This window comes from Streptomyces sp. NPDC047525, assembly GCF_040643025.1.
Lineage (GTDB): Bacteria > Actinomycetota > Actinomycetes > Streptomycetales > Streptomycetaceae > Streptomyces > Streptomyces durmitorensis.
The window spans coordinates 51,858-67,911 of sequence record NZ_JBEYTL010000025.1 but is presented as its reverse complement, the minus strand read 5'-3'; the positions used below and the strand labels follow the sequence as shown (position 1 = coordinate 67,911).

At 69.1% G+C, this 16,054-nt stretch carries 17 protein-coding genes and 1 pseudogene; 8 read left to right on the top strand and 10 right to left on the bottom strand.

The annotated features are described in order from the left end of the window. Positions 1 to 33: 33 nt before the first annotated feature. From ABZ833_RS41620 to ABZ833_RS41590, 7 genes are all read right to left on the bottom strand, one after another. Entirely contained in the window at positions 34 to 1,716 is a 1,683-nt protein-coding gene (locus ABZ833_RS41620; protein ID WP_361058497.1) for a DUF2637 domain-containing protein, read from the bottom strand. A gap of 244 nt (positions 1,717 to 1,960) precedes the next feature. Beyond that, complete coding sequence (locus ABZ833_RS41615; protein ID WP_361058495.1) at positions 1,961 to 2,320, bottom strand: hypothetical protein; 360 nt, start codon at positions 2,318 to 2,320, stop codon at positions 1,961 to 1,963. Positions 2,321 to 2,432: 112 nt separating this feature from the next. Continuing rightward, positions 2,433 to 2,675, bottom strand: coding sequence for a WhiB family transcriptional regulator (locus tag ABZ833_RS41610; protein ID WP_361058579.1), 243 nt, complete (start codon positions 2,673 to 2,675; stop codon positions 2,433 to 2,435). A gap of 168 nt (positions 2,676 to 2,843) precedes the next feature. Beyond that, the gene (locus ABZ833_RS41605; protein ID WP_361058493.1) at positions 2,844 to 3,029 is read right to left on the bottom strand and encodes a hypothetical protein; all 186 of its coding nucleotides are present in this window, start codon (positions 3,027 to 3,029) and stop codon (positions 2,844 to 2,846) included. A gap of 82 nt (positions 3,030 to 3,111) precedes the next feature. Continuing rightward, the gene (locus ABZ833_RS41600) at positions 3,112 to 3,276 is read right to left on the bottom strand and encodes a hypothetical protein (protein ID WP_361058491.1); all 165 of its coding nucleotides are present in this window, start codon (positions 3,274 to 3,276) and stop codon (positions 3,112 to 3,114) included. Between the two features lie 208 nt (positions 3,277 to 3,484). Further along, positions 3,485 to 3,658 (bottom strand): hypothetical protein, encoded by a 174-nt coding sequence (locus tag ABZ833_RS41595; protein WP_361058489.1) that lies wholly within the window; start codon positions 3,656 to 3,658, stop codon positions 3,485 to 3,487. Between the two features lie 133 nt (positions 3,659 to 3,791). Continuing rightward, positions 3,792 to 4,637 carry a hypothetical protein gene (locus ABZ833_RS41590; RefSeq protein WP_361058487.1) on the bottom strand — a complete coding sequence of 282 codons (846 nt, stop codon included), beginning with the start codon at positions 4,635 to 4,637 and terminating at the stop codon, positions 3,792 to 3,794. A 323-nt stretch (positions 4,638 to 4,960) separates the two neighbouring features. On the opposite strand from ABZ833_RS41590, the gene ABZ833_RS41585 reads away from it, so the two are divergent. From ABZ833_RS41585 to ABZ833_RS41575, 3 genes and pseudogenes are all read left to right on the top strand, one after another. Next, on the top strand, positions 4,961 to 5,710 hold the full coding sequence (locus tag ABZ833_RS41585) for a GntR family transcriptional regulator (protein WP_361058485.1): 750 nt from the start codon (positions 4,961 to 4,963) through the stop codon (positions 5,708 to 5,710). Between the two features lie 176 nt (positions 5,711 to 5,886). Next, positions 5,887 to 6,411, top strand: coding sequence for an ATP-binding protein (locus tag ABZ833_RS41580; RefSeq protein ID WP_361058483.1), 525 nt, complete (start codon positions 5,887 to 5,889; stop codon positions 6,409 to 6,411). Positions 6,412 to 6,535: 124 nt separating this feature from the next. Beyond that, a pseudogene (locus ABZ833_RS41575) lies at positions 6,536 to 6,694 on the top strand (helix-turn-helix transcriptional regulator); the annotation flags it as partial. Here ABZ833_RS41575 and ABZ833_RS41570 read toward each other — a convergent pair. Next, the gene (locus ABZ833_RS41570; RefSeq protein WP_361058586.1) at positions 6,641 to 6,799 is read right to left on the bottom strand and encodes a hypothetical protein; all 159 of its coding nucleotides are present in this window, start codon (positions 6,797 to 6,799) and stop codon (positions 6,641 to 6,643) included. The pseudogene ABZ833_RS41575 and the gene ABZ833_RS41570 sit on opposite strands and share 54 nt — an antisense overlap. Positions 6,800 to 7,024: 225 nt before the next feature. Between ABZ833_RS41570 and ABZ833_RS41565 the strand changes: the two genes are divergently transcribed. The 5 genes from ABZ833_RS41565 (at position 7,025) to ABZ833_RS41545 (ending at position 13,521) form a co-directional block, all read left to right on the top strand. Then, the gene (locus ABZ833_RS41565; protein WP_361058577.1) at positions 7,025 to 7,966 is read left to right on the top strand and encodes a DNA-binding protein; all 942 of its coding nucleotides are present in this window, start codon (positions 7,025 to 7,027) and stop codon (positions 7,964 to 7,966) included. After that, entirely contained in the window at positions 7,959 to 8,654 is a 696-nt protein-coding gene (locus tag ABZ833_RS41560) for a dihydrofolate reductase family protein (RefSeq protein WP_361058481.1), read from the top strand. The genes ABZ833_RS41565 and ABZ833_RS41560 overlap by 8 nt, the downstream gene beginning before the upstream one ends. Continuing rightward, positions 8,654 to 9,121, top strand: coding sequence for a deaminase (locus ABZ833_RS41555; protein ID WP_361058479.1), 468 nt, complete (start codon positions 8,654 to 8,656; stop codon positions 9,119 to 9,121). Before ABZ833_RS41560 ends, ABZ833_RS41555 begins: the two co-directional genes overlap by 1 nt. Before the next feature lie 1,349 nt (positions 9,122 to 10,470). After that, entirely contained in the window at positions 10,471 to 12,564 is a 2,094-nt protein-coding gene (locus ABZ833_RS41550) for a hypothetical protein (RefSeq protein WP_361058478.1), read from the top strand. 201 nt (positions 12,565 to 12,765) lie between these two features. Further along, complete coding sequence (locus tag ABZ833_RS41545; protein ID WP_361058477.1) at positions 12,766 to 13,521, top strand: phage Gp37/Gp68 family protein; 756 nt, start codon at positions 12,766 to 12,768, stop codon at positions 13,519 to 13,521. Here ABZ833_RS41545 and ABZ833_RS41540 read toward each other — a convergent pair. Both ABZ833_RS41540 and ABZ833_RS41535 read right to left on the bottom strand, forming a co-directional pair. After that, complete coding sequence (locus tag ABZ833_RS41540) at positions 13,508 to 14,614, bottom strand: three-Cys-motif partner protein TcmP (protein WP_361058475.1); 1,107 nt, start codon at positions 14,612 to 14,614, stop codon at positions 13,508 to 13,510. The two genes, ABZ833_RS41545 and ABZ833_RS41540, sit on opposite strands and share 14 nt — an antisense overlap. A 305-nt stretch (positions 14,615 to 14,919) precedes the next feature. Further along, entirely contained in the window at positions 14,920 to 16,038 is a 1,119-nt protein-coding gene (locus ABZ833_RS41535; RefSeq protein ID WP_361058473.1) for a pentapeptide repeat-containing protein, read from the bottom strand. Positions 16,039 to 16,054: the final 16 nt, after the last annotated feature.

Genomic DNA, 16,054 nt, shown 5'->3' with positions numbered 1-16,054 from the left:
GGTGGAACCGTCGAAACAGCTCGTTTGTGCAGGTCACTGCTCCGGGCGGTAACCGCCGGCAAGCAGCTCGGCTGCCTCCTGGCGGTACTCGGAGGCGGTGCCGGGGGAGGAGACGGCCAGTTCGTGCTGGATGTCGGCGAGCGGCAGCCGGTCGGCGTCGCCGCCGGCCGCGAGGATCATCCGGGCGACCCTGCGGACCGCCCGCTCGCGCGGCTTGAGCTTCGCGACGTCCTCGGCTTCGACCGCGCGCCGCTCGATTTCGGCAGCAGCCCGCCGCGTTTCGGCAGCGGCCCGCTCGGCTTCGGCGGCGTCGTTCTCGGCACGCGCGGCATCGGCGAGAGCGACCTTCTCAAGGCGCTCCTCCTCCGCCTTATTGCGGTTGGTTTCGGCAGTGGCGCGCTGCGTTTCGGCAGCGACCCTCTCCGTTTCGGCGGCACGCCGGTTCGCTTCGGCAGTGGCCTTGCGTGCTTCGGCGATCTTCTGGGTCTCGACTGCCTCCACCTCCGCCGCGGCGACCCGGTCGGCCTCCGCAGCTTCCTTCCGCTTCTCGGCTGCCTGGCACTCCAGTTCCGCCGTGCGGACGTCCGCGGCGGCCTTGGCCTCGTACTCCTGGGCCTCCTTGCGCTGCGCCTGCGCCTCGCGGGCGCGAGCTTCGGCGACGAGCGCGGTCTCCAGCGCCGCTTCCTCCACCTCAGAGGCCCGCTCTGCGGCACTGACCTGGGCTCGGGCGTGCGCGCGGGCCTGGCCAGTCTCGCCTTCCACCCGGGCGCGGACGGCTTCGAGCTTGCCCTCCGCCTCCAGCCGGTCGGCCTGCGCCTGCTTGCGCGCGAGCTCCTGGCGCGTCTCCGCGTCCAGGCGCCGGCGCTCCGCCTCCTCCGCGCGGGCCTCAGCATCGCGTTCCTGCTGCTCAGGCATCGCGAGCGCCTGCGAGACGGTATAGCCGTGGGCGGCCATCTTCATCGGCAGCCGTTCATCCTCACTCGCCTTGCTCAGGTCGCCGTTGTGCTTGCGCTTGAGCCACTGCTCGTAGCCGATGAGTTCCTGCTGACGCCGGATCATCTCCGGGTACGAGGCGACCCCGTGCAGCCGCATCCGGCGATAGAAGCGCGGTGTGGCGACGGGGGAGAGGATCCAGCGGTGCATCGGGATCCGGTCGGTGACCGTTCCCGCCTCCAGCCTGGCCTTTTGGATGATCAGGCGGCGGGCGGCCTCGACACCGATCACGAACAGCATCGGCATGACGCCGTGGGAGGCGGCCTGGACCGGGTCGGTGCTGATCTGGCCCTGTGAGCTGGCGTTGAACCAGATCGTCGCACCGGTCATGGCGTGCGCGGCGAGCCGCAGGAGCGGCCACGGGGTGCTCTTGCGGATCAGGTACAGGTCCAGGGCGAGGAACGCGATGATGCTCGCGTCGACGCCGACCGGGAACCAGGGGGCCAGTTCCTTGCTGAAGCCCCAGCTCAGGGCGACCTTGGCCAGGGTGCTGTACGACATCGCGAAGCCGATGACGCCGACCAGCGTTCCGCCGATCGCGGCGACGAGCGACAGGGCGGTCATCAGCCGGTCACGGGTGGGATTGATCGTCTTCCGCTTGTCCGGTCGCGAAACGGTCCGGGCCGCGCCCGAAGGCTTCTCGGGTGCGCCCGAAACGGCGGCCGGCGTGCGCGAAACGGGGGTGTCGGGTGCCGCGCTCTGCGGCACTTCGGTGATCGTCATGGGGGCCTCCCAAGGGGGCGTTCAGGGCGGGCGCGAAACGGCGGGGGCTGCTCCCGAAACGCGGCGGTGCGTTCCCGAAACGGCGGTCGGTGCGGTCGGTTGATCACGGAACTGGCACCGGCTCTACCCGCTCCGGGCGCACGAAAGGGCCGGCGGCCCGGGAGGTGGGCGGCCGGTCTCGCGAAGCGTCGCGGGGCGGGCGCGAAACTGGGTGCGGCTCCCGCCGGGCGGGCGCGAAATCAGCTCAGCTCTCGGGGAACTGCGCGCCGTGCCGTTCGAGGTCGGCAGTGGTGATGCCGAAGTGGCGGCACCGGTCGATCAGCGGCTGGAGCCTGGTGCCGTCGGCGAGCGCCTCGGGCGAACCGACGCCGAACCGCCTCTGCGTGGCGAACAGTTCGTTGAGCGCGGTCGCGGTGCGGGCGGCGTGCCGCTCTACACGGCCCTCGCCCACCCACTCCTCCGCGATGACGTGGAGGGTGGTGCGCCAGCTGCCGCTGCAGTCCTCCGGCTCGATCGGCGGGATGTCGCTGCCGAAGATCGCGAACGCGGCCTCGCGGGCGGTCGCTTCGGTGCCGGGCTGGAGCGGGGTCATCGTCGTGGCCATGGGGGGCCTCCCTCGACTGTCGGTCCGGGCTGTCCGGCTCCCCGTCACCGCCCGTCCCGGCCGCCGTGGTGCAGCGGTCGGTGCGGGCGGATCAGGCAGCCGCCAGAACGGATCAGGCGGCGCGGCGGCGGGCGGAACGACGCTTCATACGACGGCGTTCGTTGTCGTCGGTGCCGCCCCACACCCCCAGCTCGTTGCGCTCCAGGGCGCCTTGGAGGCAGCTCTCCATCAGCGGGCAGCGGCGGCAGACGGCCTTGGCCTCTTCGACCTGCAGCAGGGCCGGGCTGTTCTCCCCGATCGGGAAGAACAGCTCCGGGTCCTCACCGGCGCAGGCCGGGCGGGGCCGCTCGGGCACCGCAGGGGCGATGGCGCCGTAGCCGTACGGGGCGGTGCGTACGATGGTGTGCACAAGGGCCTCCCAGAAGGTCCGGTAGTACGAAGCGGCGGCCCCGGGGGATGCGACCCCCGGGGCTGTTTTGTGTCGACGGCCGGAAGGGCCGGGAGCGACGGGCAATGCCGGTGATCAGCGCTGCTGCTTCTGGCGTGCGGTGTAGGCGTCCTGGAGTCGGGCGAACCGCTCGTGGATCGGCGCTCCCTCCGCGCACGGCGTCTCGCCCTGGCAGGCCGGGCAGTCGGCGGTGTGCTTGGTGGAGTCCTCGAAGGCCTTCATGTAGCGGACGTACAGGTCGTCGGTCGGCCGGGCGCTCATTTCTGGTGCCTCTCTGACCGCCGGTTCTGCGCCGCGTTCTTCTCCGAGAGCGCCTCGCGCTCCGCGTCGGTCATGCTGGTGATCACGCCGTCACCTCCCAACCAGCCAGTGCCGGGGCGAGGTTGGGCAGGAGCACCAGGGCGACGTCGATGCGGGCGGCGTCCTCGGGCTCGTAGCCCTTGGCCTCGTCCTCTTCCTCGATGTCGTCGACGATTCCGGCGGTCGGCCGTGCCGCGGTGCGTGTCATGCTGTGCTGCATCAGGTCCTCCAGTCAGGTCCTGGACAGCCCCGGGGGTCTCAAGTCGCCGGGGCTGTCGCCGTTCTGGCTGCCGTTACGAGCAGCCACGGCCCCGGCCTCCCCGCGCTGGGCGGGATGGCCGGCGCCGTGGTCGTTCGTACGAAAGGCCCGTCCCACCCGCCTCGATCGGGGATGAGCCGGGCTGCGACCGTGTGTCTCAGCGCCCCTCATACGCGGCGCGCTGAGCATCCCTGCGCTCTTCGAATGCGGCGCGCTGAGCATCCCGACGTTCTTCGAATGCCACGACCTGCGCGTTCCGGCGCTCTTCGAAAGCGGCGCGCTCGGCGTTGCGGCGCTCTTCGAAAGCCGCGATCTGGGCGTTCCTGTCCATGGCGTCTCCCTCAGATGTAGGGCCCCTGGGGCTCGAACCCCTGAGTTCGTTCCGACTGCTGTACGAGCAGCCACGGCCCCGGCCTCCCCGCGCTGGGCGGGATGGCCGGGGCCGTGGTTGTTCGTCGGGAGGGCTACCGGCTGAGCTGCTCTTCCTGAGTTGCGAGGAGCGTGATCGCGCTCATGAGGTCGGCGCGCTCCCAGGCGGTGAGCTGCGGTGCGTCGGCCTTGGTCGGGTTGAGCGTCTTGATCAGCGCGGCCAGAGCGTCGCGAACTCGCTGGAGATCGGCGTCGCCAACCGGCCTGGAGACCGTGTCCCACTGCTGCTCGTGCAGCAGGCGCAGGCCCCACTCGCGCCGGTCGTTCCAGTCCTCGCGGTCCATCTGCGCCTTGCGGCGGGCCGGGGCGAGGCGCTTGGTGTGCGCGGCGAGCTGGGCGAGACGGCGGCCGTCCGCGCACCGGGATGCGACCTCCACGGCGCGGAGGGTCTGGCCCTTGTTGTCCCTGACGGAGCAGGTGGAGCAGCCCTGAACGTGGGCTTCGTCCAGCTTGCGCGCCGTCTTGTCGTCGACCGTTACGCCGACGATCTGCATGACGGCCGGGGCCGAACCGGCCTTGGGCTTGCGGATCACGCGGGTGGAGCGGCGTCCGTCGGTCTGGGGGAGGCCCTCTTCCAGGCGCTGGTACCAGCGCTCCACGTCGACGTCGATGACGACCAGGCGGTGGCTGCCGGGGCAGCGGACCGGGTCCTCGGTGCCGGCCTTCTCCGTGTGGTGCGGGCTGAGCTTCGGCCGCAGGGTGTCCGGCTTGTTGATCGGCACCCAGGTGCGGCAGGTGGGGCACACCAGCGTCATGTACACGGGGTCGATCTCGTGCGGCTTGAGGCTGGAGACGGAGAAGACGGGGAGATTACTGACTGCGCGGGAACGGGTCCGGCGCAGCCGCTTCTGAGCAGTGAACTCGTAGGTCGGCGCAGGCATGGAGCGCTCCTTGGGACGGAGTGGCAGGGGGTGCGTCGCGGGTGCTGCTCTCTGCCCTCCAGGCCGCACGGCGTACCGGCGTCCTGCAGGACAGACAACGCATCTGCGCTGCGGGTGGTGCTCGCGGCAGTCGTGGACGGAGGAGTTATAGGTGCCTCGGACTCCGGCCACCGAAGTGGCGATCTGCTGCGGTGGTGCGCGGGGGTCTAAGACCTGTCAGGTCGTCAACCCTCGTTAGACACCTAGGGTTCCCTAAGGTTCCCTAGGGTGTCAAGGGGTACAGTAAGGACCCTAGGATTCGATAGCCAGAAGGAGGCGATGACATGAGCCGGGCCGACAACAGGCCGCCCTATGCGCGCATCGCAGGGCATTACCGCGACCTGATCGAGTCCGGCGCGTTGTCGCCCGGAACCATGCTGCCGAGCATCAAGTCGCTCGCGGACGAGTGGTCCGTCAGCACCGCGACCGTAGAGAAGGCCCTGCGGGTGCTCCGCGAGGAGCAGCTGGTCAAAGGCATCCACGGCATCGGCACCGAGGTAATCGGGGTGCGAGTCCCAATCTCCTCGGGAGCGGAGCGCCACGACCGGAGCGGTAGAACCCAGTCGTCCTGGGGTACCGGGGAGCAATCCTCCGGCCACACCGCCGGCATAGTGCCCGCCCCCGCGGACGTCGCCACCGTGCTCGGTATCTCTCCTGGTGAGGACGTCATTCGTCGCAGCCGCGTGTACCGCGACGCTCATGGGATCGTCTCCCACTCCACGTCCTGGATTCCGGCGCAGTTCGAGCAAGCAGTCCCCGAGCTGGCGCGCAGCGAGCGCCTCAAAGGCGGACTCTCACTGGACCTGATCTCTCGAGCCACAGGAAGACAGGTCGTACGGCGCGTTGATGACGAAGGTGCCCGGATCGCTACCGCTGAGGACTTGAAGCTCCTGGAGCTGCAGCCGGACACGATCGCCGCGATCCTAGTGCTCACCGCGCGCTTCCTTGACGCCGATGGTGAACTACTCGAATACGGCGTCGACTTGGGCGCACCCGGGCGCACCCGGCATACAACATCCGAGGTCCTGCGGTGACCCGTCGCGGAGATCTCGTTCTGGACGACACTCTTGTCCACTGCCTCGAGAACGGACTCGGTGTACTCCTTGATGCGGAGCGCACCGACACGCTGACCTTGGAAGGACGGTTCGAGATCAACCGCATCAGCCAGGCTCTGGCCGGCCGACCGGGGCCTGCGCCTCGCGCGATCCTCATGTCCGGCCTGCAGGGTGCTGGCAAAACGACCCTCGCCCGCGCCTTGGAAGAGGCCGGGTTCCGGCGCCTTTGCCCTGACGAGGAAATGTTCAGCCGCTACGGCCACTACGGCAGGGACTTCCCCCGCGGGCAGTTCAGGATCAGGGAGGCACCCGTCCTCAAGGACATCGCCCTTGAACTCCAGCAACTCCTGGCCGCCGGACACGACGTCGTGGTCGACCACGGGTTCTGGACTCCGGAGGAGCGTGGCCAGTGGGCAGCCACCGCGATGGAGGCCGGCGGCGAGCCCGTGCTGATCTACCTGCCTGCACCGCATGAGGTGCGCTGGGAACGGATCCGGAAGCGCAACGAGCGGTCTCTGGTCGATGCGAACAGCATCGAGTTCAGCGAGGAAGATCTGCTTCGGCATGCCGGCCGCTTCGAGCCGCCCACCGCGAACGAACCGCACATCGTGTACGACGGACAGCCAGCCAGTGTGCTGACCGCTCTTCAACGCAAGCCCCGCAAGGACAACAACCACTGATCCACACCTCCCGCACCTAGGCCGATCGCTCACGGTTCGGTTCTAGTTGCGGAGGAGTCGCAAGTTCCAGATCTGACATGTGGCCGGGCGAACTGGCCACATAGACCACAGAATTGGAGGCGGAATGGCGCAGAAGGCGAACGAGCTCACGCCTTGGGTATCGCCTCTGCACAACTGGGGGTACGAACTCCGGGAGCTCCGCAACCTTCGAGGGCTGAGTCTTCGCGGACTAGCGAAGCGCGCTCTTCTTGACCACTCCCACCTGGGGCGATTTGAACGTGCTGAGCGCATGGCGGACCGCGACCAGGCTGACCGCCTGGACACGGCGCTGGGCGCGAACGGCATGTTGTTCCGGCTGTGGGAGCGGATCGGAGACGAGCGTGGCCATGTGGCCAATCCTCCGGTTCATGTGGCCAAGTCGGCAGTCGATCTAGCTTTGGCCGTGACGGACCAGGCAGCGTCGGACGGTGAGGGGATCTCGGTCCCGTGTCGTCTACGTGATGGGTCGGTGGTCTGGGTGGCTCTGGATCGGCGTGCGCTGCTGCGCACGGGCGTGGGGCTGGGAGCCGCCGCGGCGGTCGGCGCAGGTTCGCCAGCGGCCGCGGAGAGCAGTGTGCCTGACCTGGTTCGTACGGCGCGGGCCGCTGCGGCGTACGGCTCGACACCGGTGGAGCATCTCCGCCATGCCCGTCGCCATCTGATCGACGGCGACAACTTGCTCGGGCCACGCCACGCTCTCAAGGCCACGCGCGACTACATCGACGTCATCCAGCAGCTGCGGCGAGATGCGAAGAGCGCCGACCGGCGCGACCTGATGGAACTCCAGACGCAGTACGGGGAGTTCCTCTCCTGGCTCCACCAGGACCTGGGCAACCCGGACGCCGCGTCGTACTGGCTCGATAGGGCCATGCAGTGGTCGTACACCGTCGGCGACACCGACCTGACCACGTACGTCATGGCGCGCAAGGCGCAGCTCGCCGGGGACACCGCCGACCTGGTCGACGTCGTTGACCTGGCGGAGGCCGCCCAACGGATGGCCCGGCCGCGCAGTCGCCTCGCCGCCGTGGCCCGCACCTACGAGGCATACGGGCACGCCTTGCGCGGCGACGCCGACGATAGCGAACGTGCCATCGACTACGTGCGCAATGCCCTCGATGGCATCGGCTCCGACCCCACTCCGTGGGGCGTGTGGCTGAATGCCTCGTACGTGGAGGTTCACCGCGCGCAGGGCCTGGAGGCCCTCGGCAAGCACGACCAGGCCGCCGACGCGTTCGCCGACGCGATCCGGCTGATGCCCGACGGCTACCACCGCGACCGCGGCGTCTACATGGCGCGGCAGGCCGTGGCGCTGGCCGGCGCCCGCGATCCGGAGCGGGCCGCCACGATCGGCATGCACGCGCTCACCGTCGCGGCCGACACCGGCTCGGGCCGGATCACCAACGAACTCACCCGGCTCGACACGGCCCTGATTCCCTGGCAGCGCGTTGCGGAGGTCGGGGAGTTCCGCGCCGCCTTCGACTCCGCCCTCGCCCACGAGACAGAAACGGATGCCTGAGCAGATGACCGCCCGCCCGTATGTTCTGCTGTCCGCCGCCACGAGCGTCGACGGCTACCTGGACGACACCAGCGACAACCGCCTCCTGCTCAGCAACGCGGAGGACTTCGACCGCGTTGACGAGGTCCGCGCTTCCTGCGACGCCATCTTGATCGGCGCCACCACCATGCGCCGCGACAACCCTCGCCTCCTGGTGAACTCGGGGGAACGTCGTGCTGCCCGCGTCGCGGCGGGGAAGTCGGCGTACCCGTTGAAGGTGACGGTCACTGCGTCCGGAGACCTGGACGCCGACCTCAAGTTCTGGCACCACGGCGACGACAAACTCGTGTTCACCGTGGACAGCGCGCTCGACAAGGTGAAGACCACTCTGGACGGCCTGGCCGACGTCGTCAGCACCGGCCCGGAGCTCGATTGGGGCCTGGTCCTCGACGAACTGGGCCGCCGCGGTGTCGACCGACTCATGGTGGAAGGCGGCGGCACCATCCACACCCAGCTCATGGCGCAGGACCTCGCCGACGAAGTGCACCTGGCCATCGCGCCACTGCTGGTAGGCCAGCCGGAGGCGGCACGCTTCCTCGGCGCTGCCGACTACCCGGACGGATCGACGGCCCGAATGAAGGTGCTGGAGGTCCGCGCGATCGACGACGTGGTCTTCGTCCGCTACGCACCGAAGGAGCGCACCGCCTGATGTCCGTACCTGACCGAGACCAGGATCTGCGCTGGATGCAGCGTGCCATCGACCTTGCCGCGCTGTGCCCTTCGGCTGCGGGTGCCTACTCGGTCGGGGCAGTGATCGTCGGCGAGGACGGCACAGAGCTGGCGACCGGATACTCCCGTGAGACCGATCCTCGCGAGCATGCGGAGGAGGCGGCGCTTGCCAAGCTGCCCGACGGGGACTCCCGCCTCGCCGGAGCGACGATCTACAGCACGTTGGAGCCCTGCTCTCAGCGCAGCGCGGACCGGACACCGTGCGCGCAGCGGATTCTGGCGGCCGGGATCCCGCGCGCCGTCATCGCCTGGCGCGAGCCGAGCCTCTTCGTCGACGACTGCGTCGGTTACGAGCAAATGATCGAAGGCGGGGTGAGCGTCGTGGAACTCCCCGAGCTCGCCGACGCCGCGAAGGCGCCCAACAGGCATCTGCTGGGAGGGACCTGATGGGCCCTCTGTTTCCGCACGCTGGCACCGATCTGACGCACCGGGTCGTACCTGGCCCCTCGGACATGCCTCGCGGGGATAGGGTGACTTCTGGCTTGATCAGAAATGTTGAAGCCCCCTTGGACCTGGCCGGGTCCGCGGGGGCTCTCGGGCGGGAAGTCCCGTCCGGGCGAGGCACCTTACTAGGAGGTGATCGCGAAGTGCAGGTTACCCGTGTCTGTGGAACCACACGCGCACGTGCGCCGTTTGAGCGATGTGATCGTCTCGCTCTGGCAGGTTCCGCGCATGCTGACGCCAGCCTCCGATTCAGGGGGGTTGGGATGACCTAGTGGCCATCGGCCGCAGCGTCTGGAGTGGCATAACCACCCACGACGACGCTCCCGGCCCGTCCGACCGACTGGATTCACCACCCAGCTCGGCCCGCTCAGTTCTTCCGGTACCACCCGGTCGAACTGAGCTCCGGCTCTCTCGAGCCAATTCAGAGAACGGCCCCTAACCAAGGCCACCAGGGCCCTAACCAGGTCCGCCCCGAGGTCCCCACCACAGGGCCCTCGGTCACAACCACGAGATCCACAAAAGGGAGGTCGCCGCTGCTTCTTGCTTCACAACACCGAGCCCCTCGGAAGGGGCCGCTGCTGCTCCCGCTCCTCTCGGAGCGGGGCTCCGGCGTCATTTCGTAACGACTGGAGTGCTGTCATAGTGCACGACCGTGAGCTGACTTGTCAGCTCTGCCATGGCGTCCGGTGGATTCCGCCAGGCGGATTGCCCTTGTACATTGGCGTCCCGCCCTACGGGGACGTGACGCACATCACACCTATCTGCCGGTGCAGCATCCGGTGTATCTCTCAGTGCGGCCGGGTGTTCGGCACCGCAGCAGCAGCGCTCGCTGCGCCGTCGGAGTTCATCGGTAGGCCCGTCGGCGATGCTGCGGATCGGGTGCCCCTGATTCGTCGGCGGCGGGTGGCGGCGCGGCCGGCTCAGGTGCCAGGGCGTGGTCCCGGTCGTCCGCGGGCGTTGTCCCAGGCTCCCTGGGCCCGCTCGGGCAGAGGAGCGCTCGCGCTGGTCGTTGCTCCCGGTCGGCAGGGTGCGGCGGAGGGCTGCATCCGGTCCGGCGGGACACGGATCAAGATTGTTGCCCGTGGTGCGGGAGCGACGCGGGCAGGCGCCGGTCGTCGGACTCTATCCACAGGTGACCTGGTCCATGGTCCGGGGATGAATCACGAACTGGCTCTCTACCAGGCGGCATTGTGAGCGCCCTGGCGGCGTCCGCCGCCCCTGACCACGCTGCGGGCGGTCCGGCCGCGACGGCCCCGACGGGGCTCCCCAGGCCACGGCATGCGCTGCGATCGGTGCCGACCACAGCTGCAGCAGCCGTGCCGCAGGGCCGGGGCCGTCCGCTGTCGCTCGGTCGGGATACGCGTGCCCGTCTGGGTGGCGCGGTGCGAGCGCTGCTGGACGTGGCCGGCCTGGACGGTGCTTCGGACGCGGTGCGGCTGGCGGTGCTGGTGCTGGCGTCGCGGACGCCGTCGGAGATCGGTGTGGTGGAGATCCGTACCTCGGAGTTGGGCCGGTGGCTCGGGGTGTCCGCGTCGTACACGGCCTCCGAGGTGCTGCCGGTGCTGCGCCGCTCGGGCGTGGTGTCGGTGGACACGGCGGAGGGCGAGTACCGCCAGCACGACGGCCTGAAGTGCCGGGTGCTGCCGTTGTGGGGGGCGCAGGGCGTGGTCGGGCATCCGCTGAATCTGGCGAAGAAGGAGTACGCGACGCTGCTGCGGCTGATGGAGGCCGTGATGGCGCCGGGCTGGACGCACCGGGACGGGCGGATCACCCCGGCCGGGCTGATCGGTGCGCGTACCGGCCGGGGTGCGGCGACGGACCGTCTGGCGCTGCTGCTGCTGGTGCTGGAGGCCCGGGAGTCCGGGCGGGTGCGGCAGTGCGGCGGGACGGTGGACACCAAGCGCGGCCGCGCGGCGGCGACGGTGGCCCGGCTGCTCGGGTGCACGGCGTCGGCGGGGGAGCGGGTGCTGGAGCGCCTGGAGGACCGGGAGCTGGTGCTGCGGGTACGTCTGCGGACGGGCTCGGGTATGCCGAACCGGTCGCGGCTGATGGTGCCGGCGGTCGCCGCCGCGCACGGGCGTACGCTCGCCGACGACGTCCAGGAGGCCCGTGCGCAGACCCTGGAGCCCGAGTTTTCAGACCCCGACGTTGCGGCAAGGGCTGGCGAGCCGACGGAGATGGAGACGGATTCGCAGGTCAGCGGCACGCCGATGACGGATGTGACGGGTGTTGCAGACCCCGACGTTGCGGCAGCCCTTCACACTGATCACCCTCACCTGGTTACTCACGTCGTTCCTCTGCAGCTCTTTGGTGGCTTTTCCGGCGAAGGCCGTGGTGGGAACCGTGGTCTGCCGGAGGGCGCGTGCGTGCGCGAGGACGGCCCGCTGTGCGGGGAACAGCCGAAGAAGTCCCCGTCGTCGATCACCGAGAAGCTCGGCCGCGGGTCGGCGACCGATGCTCCGGTGCGCGTCGTGGAAGGTGCGGGTCAGGACAGGCAGCAGCGGGGGAGGGTGCCTCTGCCGCCGGAGGATCTGCGGGTCGTCCTGGCCCCGGTCGACCTGGTGTGGGCGCGCCTGGACCGTCCGGCCGCCCGGAAGTTGGTGGAGGCCGCGGCCCGCAACGAGCTGGCCCGGGTGGTCGGGTTCGCCGGTCGTACGGATGCGCCGCAGGTCCTCGCTGATCGGATCGCCCGGCGCTTGGAGGACCAGATGCGGCTGGGCGGACCGATCAAGGATCCGGTGGGCTGGCTGATCAGCCTGGCGCTGCCGCAGCGTCAGCAGTGCGGCGACGTACGGTGCGACGACCGGGTGCTGATCGACTCTGGCCGGCAGTGCCCGCGTTGCGATGAAAGGCAGGACGACCGCCGCGCCCAGCGCCGTGCGGTCGCGGCCGCCGTCGATGCGGCGATGCCGGGGAGGTCCGAGTCCGAGCGCCGTACGGCCATCGAGCAGCAGCTGCACCAGGCCGTGACCGCCGAAGCGTGGGCCAAGGCCCGTCGGTGGGAGCAGGTCCGCGAGCAGCAGGCCGCTGCTGCCAAGGCCCGCGCCGACGCCGCGGCCGCGCAGTTGACCGACAACATCCCGGCCCCGCCGGTGGTCTCGGTCGTGCTGCCCGCGCCGCGTCCGGCCGTAGCCGTCCCCGCTTCGGAGCCGGAGCCCGGCGACGTCGACGACCAGGAGCTTGTCCTCGAGGAGCTCACCCGGGAGCAGGTCCTGGACTGGCGCAACCTCGCTGCTGCCGACCACCAGGTCGTCCACGATCACATCGAGCGGTTCGGCGAGACGTCGGCCAGGAGGCTGTTCACTGGGCACTTCGTCAACCAGGTGCAGCGCCTCGCGGGCGTTGGCCATCTCAGTCTTGGCTACACCTCATGGGGCCAGGCGTAAGCAATCGCTGCGCAGCGGATCGGCGCTCTCCCCAGCGCCCTACCTGAAAGGTATCGTCCACGTGTTCTATTTAGGTTGTTGGGCCGCCTCGCGACGGGCTCGATGGTTGGATGTCGGTGTCCGGCGCGGCTACGCCTCGTTGGACGTGCAGCAGACCGCGGCCGAGCAGGCGGGCGGGCGCGGCATAGGGAGGGGTGTCCAGTGAGCGACCGCAGCGCGATCGAGTGGACAGAGGCTACGTGGAACCCCACGACCGGATGCGACCAGGTCTCGCCGGGGTGCGACAACTGCTATGCCATGACGCTGGCCAAGCGTCTGAAGGCGATGGGGCAGGCCAAGTACCAAAATGACGGAGATCCACGGACGTCGGGGCCGGGCTTCGGGCTGACGGTCCATCCGGATGCCCTCAAGGTCCCGTACGGATGGCGCAGCCCTCGCACGGTGTTCGTGAACTCGATGTCGGACCTGTTCCACGCCCGGGTGCCGCTGGACTTCGTACGGCAGGTGTTCCAGGTGATGGCGGACACTCCGCAGCACACGTATCAGGTGCTCACGAAGCGGGCGCGTCGGCTGCGGCAGGTCGCGGGCAAGCTGGACTGGCCGGCGAATGTATGGATGGGCGTGTCAGTGGAGAGCGCCAAGGAGCTCCCCCGGATCGACGACCTGCGCCGCGTGCCAGCAGCCGTCCGGTTTCTGTCCTGTGAACCGCTGCTGGGGCCGCTGGACGGTCTGGACGTCACCGGCATCGACTGGGTGATCGCGGGCGGCGAGTCCGGGCCGCGCTTCAGGCCGATGGACGAGGAATGGGTGACCGGCATCCGCGACGTGTGCACGGATGCCGGGGTGGCGTTCTTCTTCAAGCAGTGGGGCGGCCGTACGCCTAAGACCCTCGGCCGTGAGCTCGAGGGGCGCACCTGGGATCAGATGCCGGCCCGGGAAAGCGTCATCGCAGGCTGACCACGCTGGCTTTGGTGAGACGGCCAGCAGGAATGATCACCCGGCCGTCTCCGTGGAGGTCCTGCACCGCCTTCTTCGCGTCCCGGGCGCGCCACTGCGATGTCTCCAGCAGGAGCCACTGCCCCAGTTGTTCGAGGCTGACGGCCCCCTGGCCCAGGCGCTGCTGGACGAGAGTGAGCAGCTCGGGATCGATCACTTCGCCGTCGTCGAACAGGGAGCCCTGCCCGAGGGCGACAGCGTTGCGCACGCGGGGGTCCTTGAAGCTCATCCCGTCGCTCTTGTCGACGCTCCACATGGCTTCCTTCATGACCTCCACCCCCTTCTCGTGCCCGGTGCCGAAGACGAGGTACAGCGGCTGGCCGGTGTGGGGAACGACCTTGAACTGCAGGCGGAAGTTGAACCCGGCCCGGTGCAGGGCTTCTCGGTAGATCTCCAGCCAGGCCCGCCATTTCTTGTCGCTCTCCTCCACCTCAGCGGCGGGAGCCCAGAATGCGCGGCCGCCGAAGACGGCATCGAGAATGTCGGAGTTGAGATCCTCGCGACGGCTGAACCAGTTCGGGCCGAACGTAGCGATCACTTCGCTCGCCCGGTTGTGGGCGATGCGGCGCATCAGCTCCAGCGGCACGTTGACGCTGCCCCAACTGTCGAACACGCCCAGGATGGGCTGCCCCCAAGCGCCTAACTCGGTCAGGATCCGCTCGCTGTCCACACCGGCCTCGCCGCGGTGTACCTCCACCCGCACCGGCAGGTGTTCCAGCGGCCCGAAACGGTCATGGAGCTGTCCGAGCAGATACTCGTAGCGATCCCGGCGCTTTTCGATGAACACTAACTGGACCCGCTCACGGGACAGGTTCATCCGATCGACCGCCCCATGCGTCAGCAGTCGGTCCAGCGTGAACACCGGTGAGCCCTGTTCACCGCCCTCATAACGGCCCGGCCCCGCAAAGGCGTCTAAGAATGTGACCTTCGACCAGCTGCGCCCGGTCCCGGCGCTGGGCTGCAGCAAGATCGGCCACCATGCGTCGAAGTACCGTTTGTACAACCGGTGCTTAGCCTCGGTCGCTGCCTCCAGAGACCATAGAACGCCGCCCATCTGCCATCCCCCTCATGCAGCCACCCCACCTGACTGAACGTTGCAGGGATTGTCCGCTACGTGACCGAAGTGCACCAGAGCCCCTTTCGCCAACGAGCTGAGCGCGCATGGTCGGGAGAGGGTTTTCGGTGCGGGGTAGTGGTCGGCGATGCGTGTCCTGACTGGACACCAGCCTCGGATCGCGACGTTGACTGCTGGGGCTGGCTCTACTTGGTGGAGTGGGTGCTGGAGGCCATTGCCCGCCACTTCCGCAAGGGTGGCTTCGCCGAGCGGCCTCTGGCGAGGAAGCCGCGAAACCCAGCTCGTCACACCTGAGCTGTGCTCCTGTCCGGGTTGTGCCCGCCACGTACCTGGTAGACGCCCGGCTGCACCTCATCGGACTGCTCGGTGGCCACCGACACCAGGTTGGGGGGCCACCTTGTGAGGGAATCCCAAATCGCTCCTGCCGGCAGAAGCATGTCCTGCACACGTGTGAGCTGTGTGCCCTTCAGGTTCACTCCGGTCAAGTTCGTGCCGTACAGGTACGCCTCGGTCAAGTCCGCCTCGGTCAGGTCCGCGCCGGTCAGGTCCGCGCGGATCAAGTCCGCACTGGTCAGGTCCGCACTGGTGAGATTCGCTTCCCTCAGGCTCGCCTCCTGCAGGTCCGCGTACCTCAGGTTCGCTTCGGCCAGCAGTGCACTGCGCAGCTGCGAGCGGCGCAGGTAGGCCTCACTCAGGTCTGCGTGGTACAGGTCCACCCTGGTCAGGTTGGTGTGTTCCAGATCCGCCCTTGTCAGGTGCGCGTAGCGCAGGTTCGCACTGGTCAGGTCCGCGCGGGACAGGGTGGCGTGGCTCAGGTCCGAGCCGCTCAGGTCCGAGTCGATCAGGGTTGAGCGGGTCAGGTTCGCGTCGCGCAGGTTTGCCCCGGCCAGGCGCGCGCTGTCCAGGTTGGCGTAGTCCAGGATCGCCCTCTTCAGGTCCGTGCCGACCAGGTTCGCGGTGTGCAGGGTCGCGCAGTACAGGTTCGCCCCGGTCAGATTTGCGCTGCTCAAGTCCGTGCCGGGCAGGTTCGCGTAGTGAAGGTTCGCGCGGGTCAGGTTCGCCCCGGCCAGGCGCGCGCCGCCCAGGTCTGTGCCGGCCAGATTGGCGTCGCTCAGATCCGCGCCGGCCAGATTGGCGTCGCTCAGATCCGCGCCGGCCAGATTGGCGGCATGCAGACCCGCGCCGCTGAGATCCGCGTGGGTCAGCATGAGCTGGCGCGTGTCAGAGGACTGATCGCTGAGTTGAGCCGCTGGGAGGACCGGTTCCTGCGGCGTTTCGTCCGCATGCTCAGTGATGGCTGCCGCGGTTGCGGTGATGGCGTTACCGGTGGCGTCGGGGCAAGCGAGGTAGAGCAGCCCGCGCAGGCGGTCTGCGTGCTCGGCGCGTTGCGCGTCCGTCACCACGTCTCCAGGGTAGGCC

Excerpts from the sequence above, each read along its gene's own strand:
- ABZ833_RS41620 (WP_361058497.1), bottom strand. The coding sequence starts at position 1,716 with ATGACGATCACCGAAGTGCCGCAGAGCGCGGCACCCGACACCCCCGTT.
- ABZ833_RS41600 (WP_361058491.1), bottom strand. The coding sequence starts at position 3,276 with ATGACACGCACCGCGGCACGGCCGACCGCCGGAATCGTCGACGACATC.
- ABZ833_RS41540 (WP_361058475.1), bottom strand. The coding sequence starts at position 14,614 with ATGGGCGGCGTTCTATGGTCTCTGGAGGCAGCGACCGAGGCTAAGCAC.
- ABZ833_RS41585 (WP_361058485.1), top strand. The coding sequence starts at position 4,961 with ATGAGCCGGGCCGACAACAGGCCGCCCTATGCGCGCATCGCAGGGCAT.
- ABZ833_RS41580 (WP_361058483.1), top strand. The coding sequence starts at position 5,887 with ATGTCCGGCCTGCAGGGTGCTGGCAAAACGACCCTCGCCCGCGCCTTG.
- ABZ833_RS41560 (WP_361058481.1), top strand. The coding sequence starts at position 7,959 with ATGCCTGAGCAGATGACCGCCCGCCCGTATGTTCTGCTGTCCGCCGCC.
- ABZ833_RS41615 (WP_361058495.1), bottom strand. The coding sequence starts at position 2,320 with ATGGCCACGACGATGACCCCGCTCCAGCCCGGCACCGAAGCGACCGCC.
- ABZ833_RS41570 (WP_361058586.1), bottom strand. The coding sequence starts at position 6,799 with ATGGCCACGCTCGTCTCCGATCCGCTCCCACAGCCGGAACAACATGCC.
- ABZ833_RS41605 (WP_361058493.1), bottom strand. The coding sequence starts at position 3,029 with ATGAGCGCCCGGCCGACCGACGACCTGTACGTCCGCTACATGAAGGCC.
- ABZ833_RS41590 (WP_361058487.1), bottom strand. The coding sequence starts at position 4,637 with ATGCCTGCGCCGACCTACGAGTTCACTGCTCAGAAGCGGCTGCGCCGG.
- ABZ833_RS41595 (WP_361058489.1), bottom strand. The coding sequence starts at position 3,658 with ATGGACAGGAACGCCCAGATCGCGGCTTTCGAAGAGCGCCGCAACGCC.
- ABZ833_RS41555 (WP_361058479.1), top strand. The coding sequence starts at position 8,654 with ATGTCCGTACCTGACCGAGACCAGGATCTGCGCTGGATGCAGCGTGCC.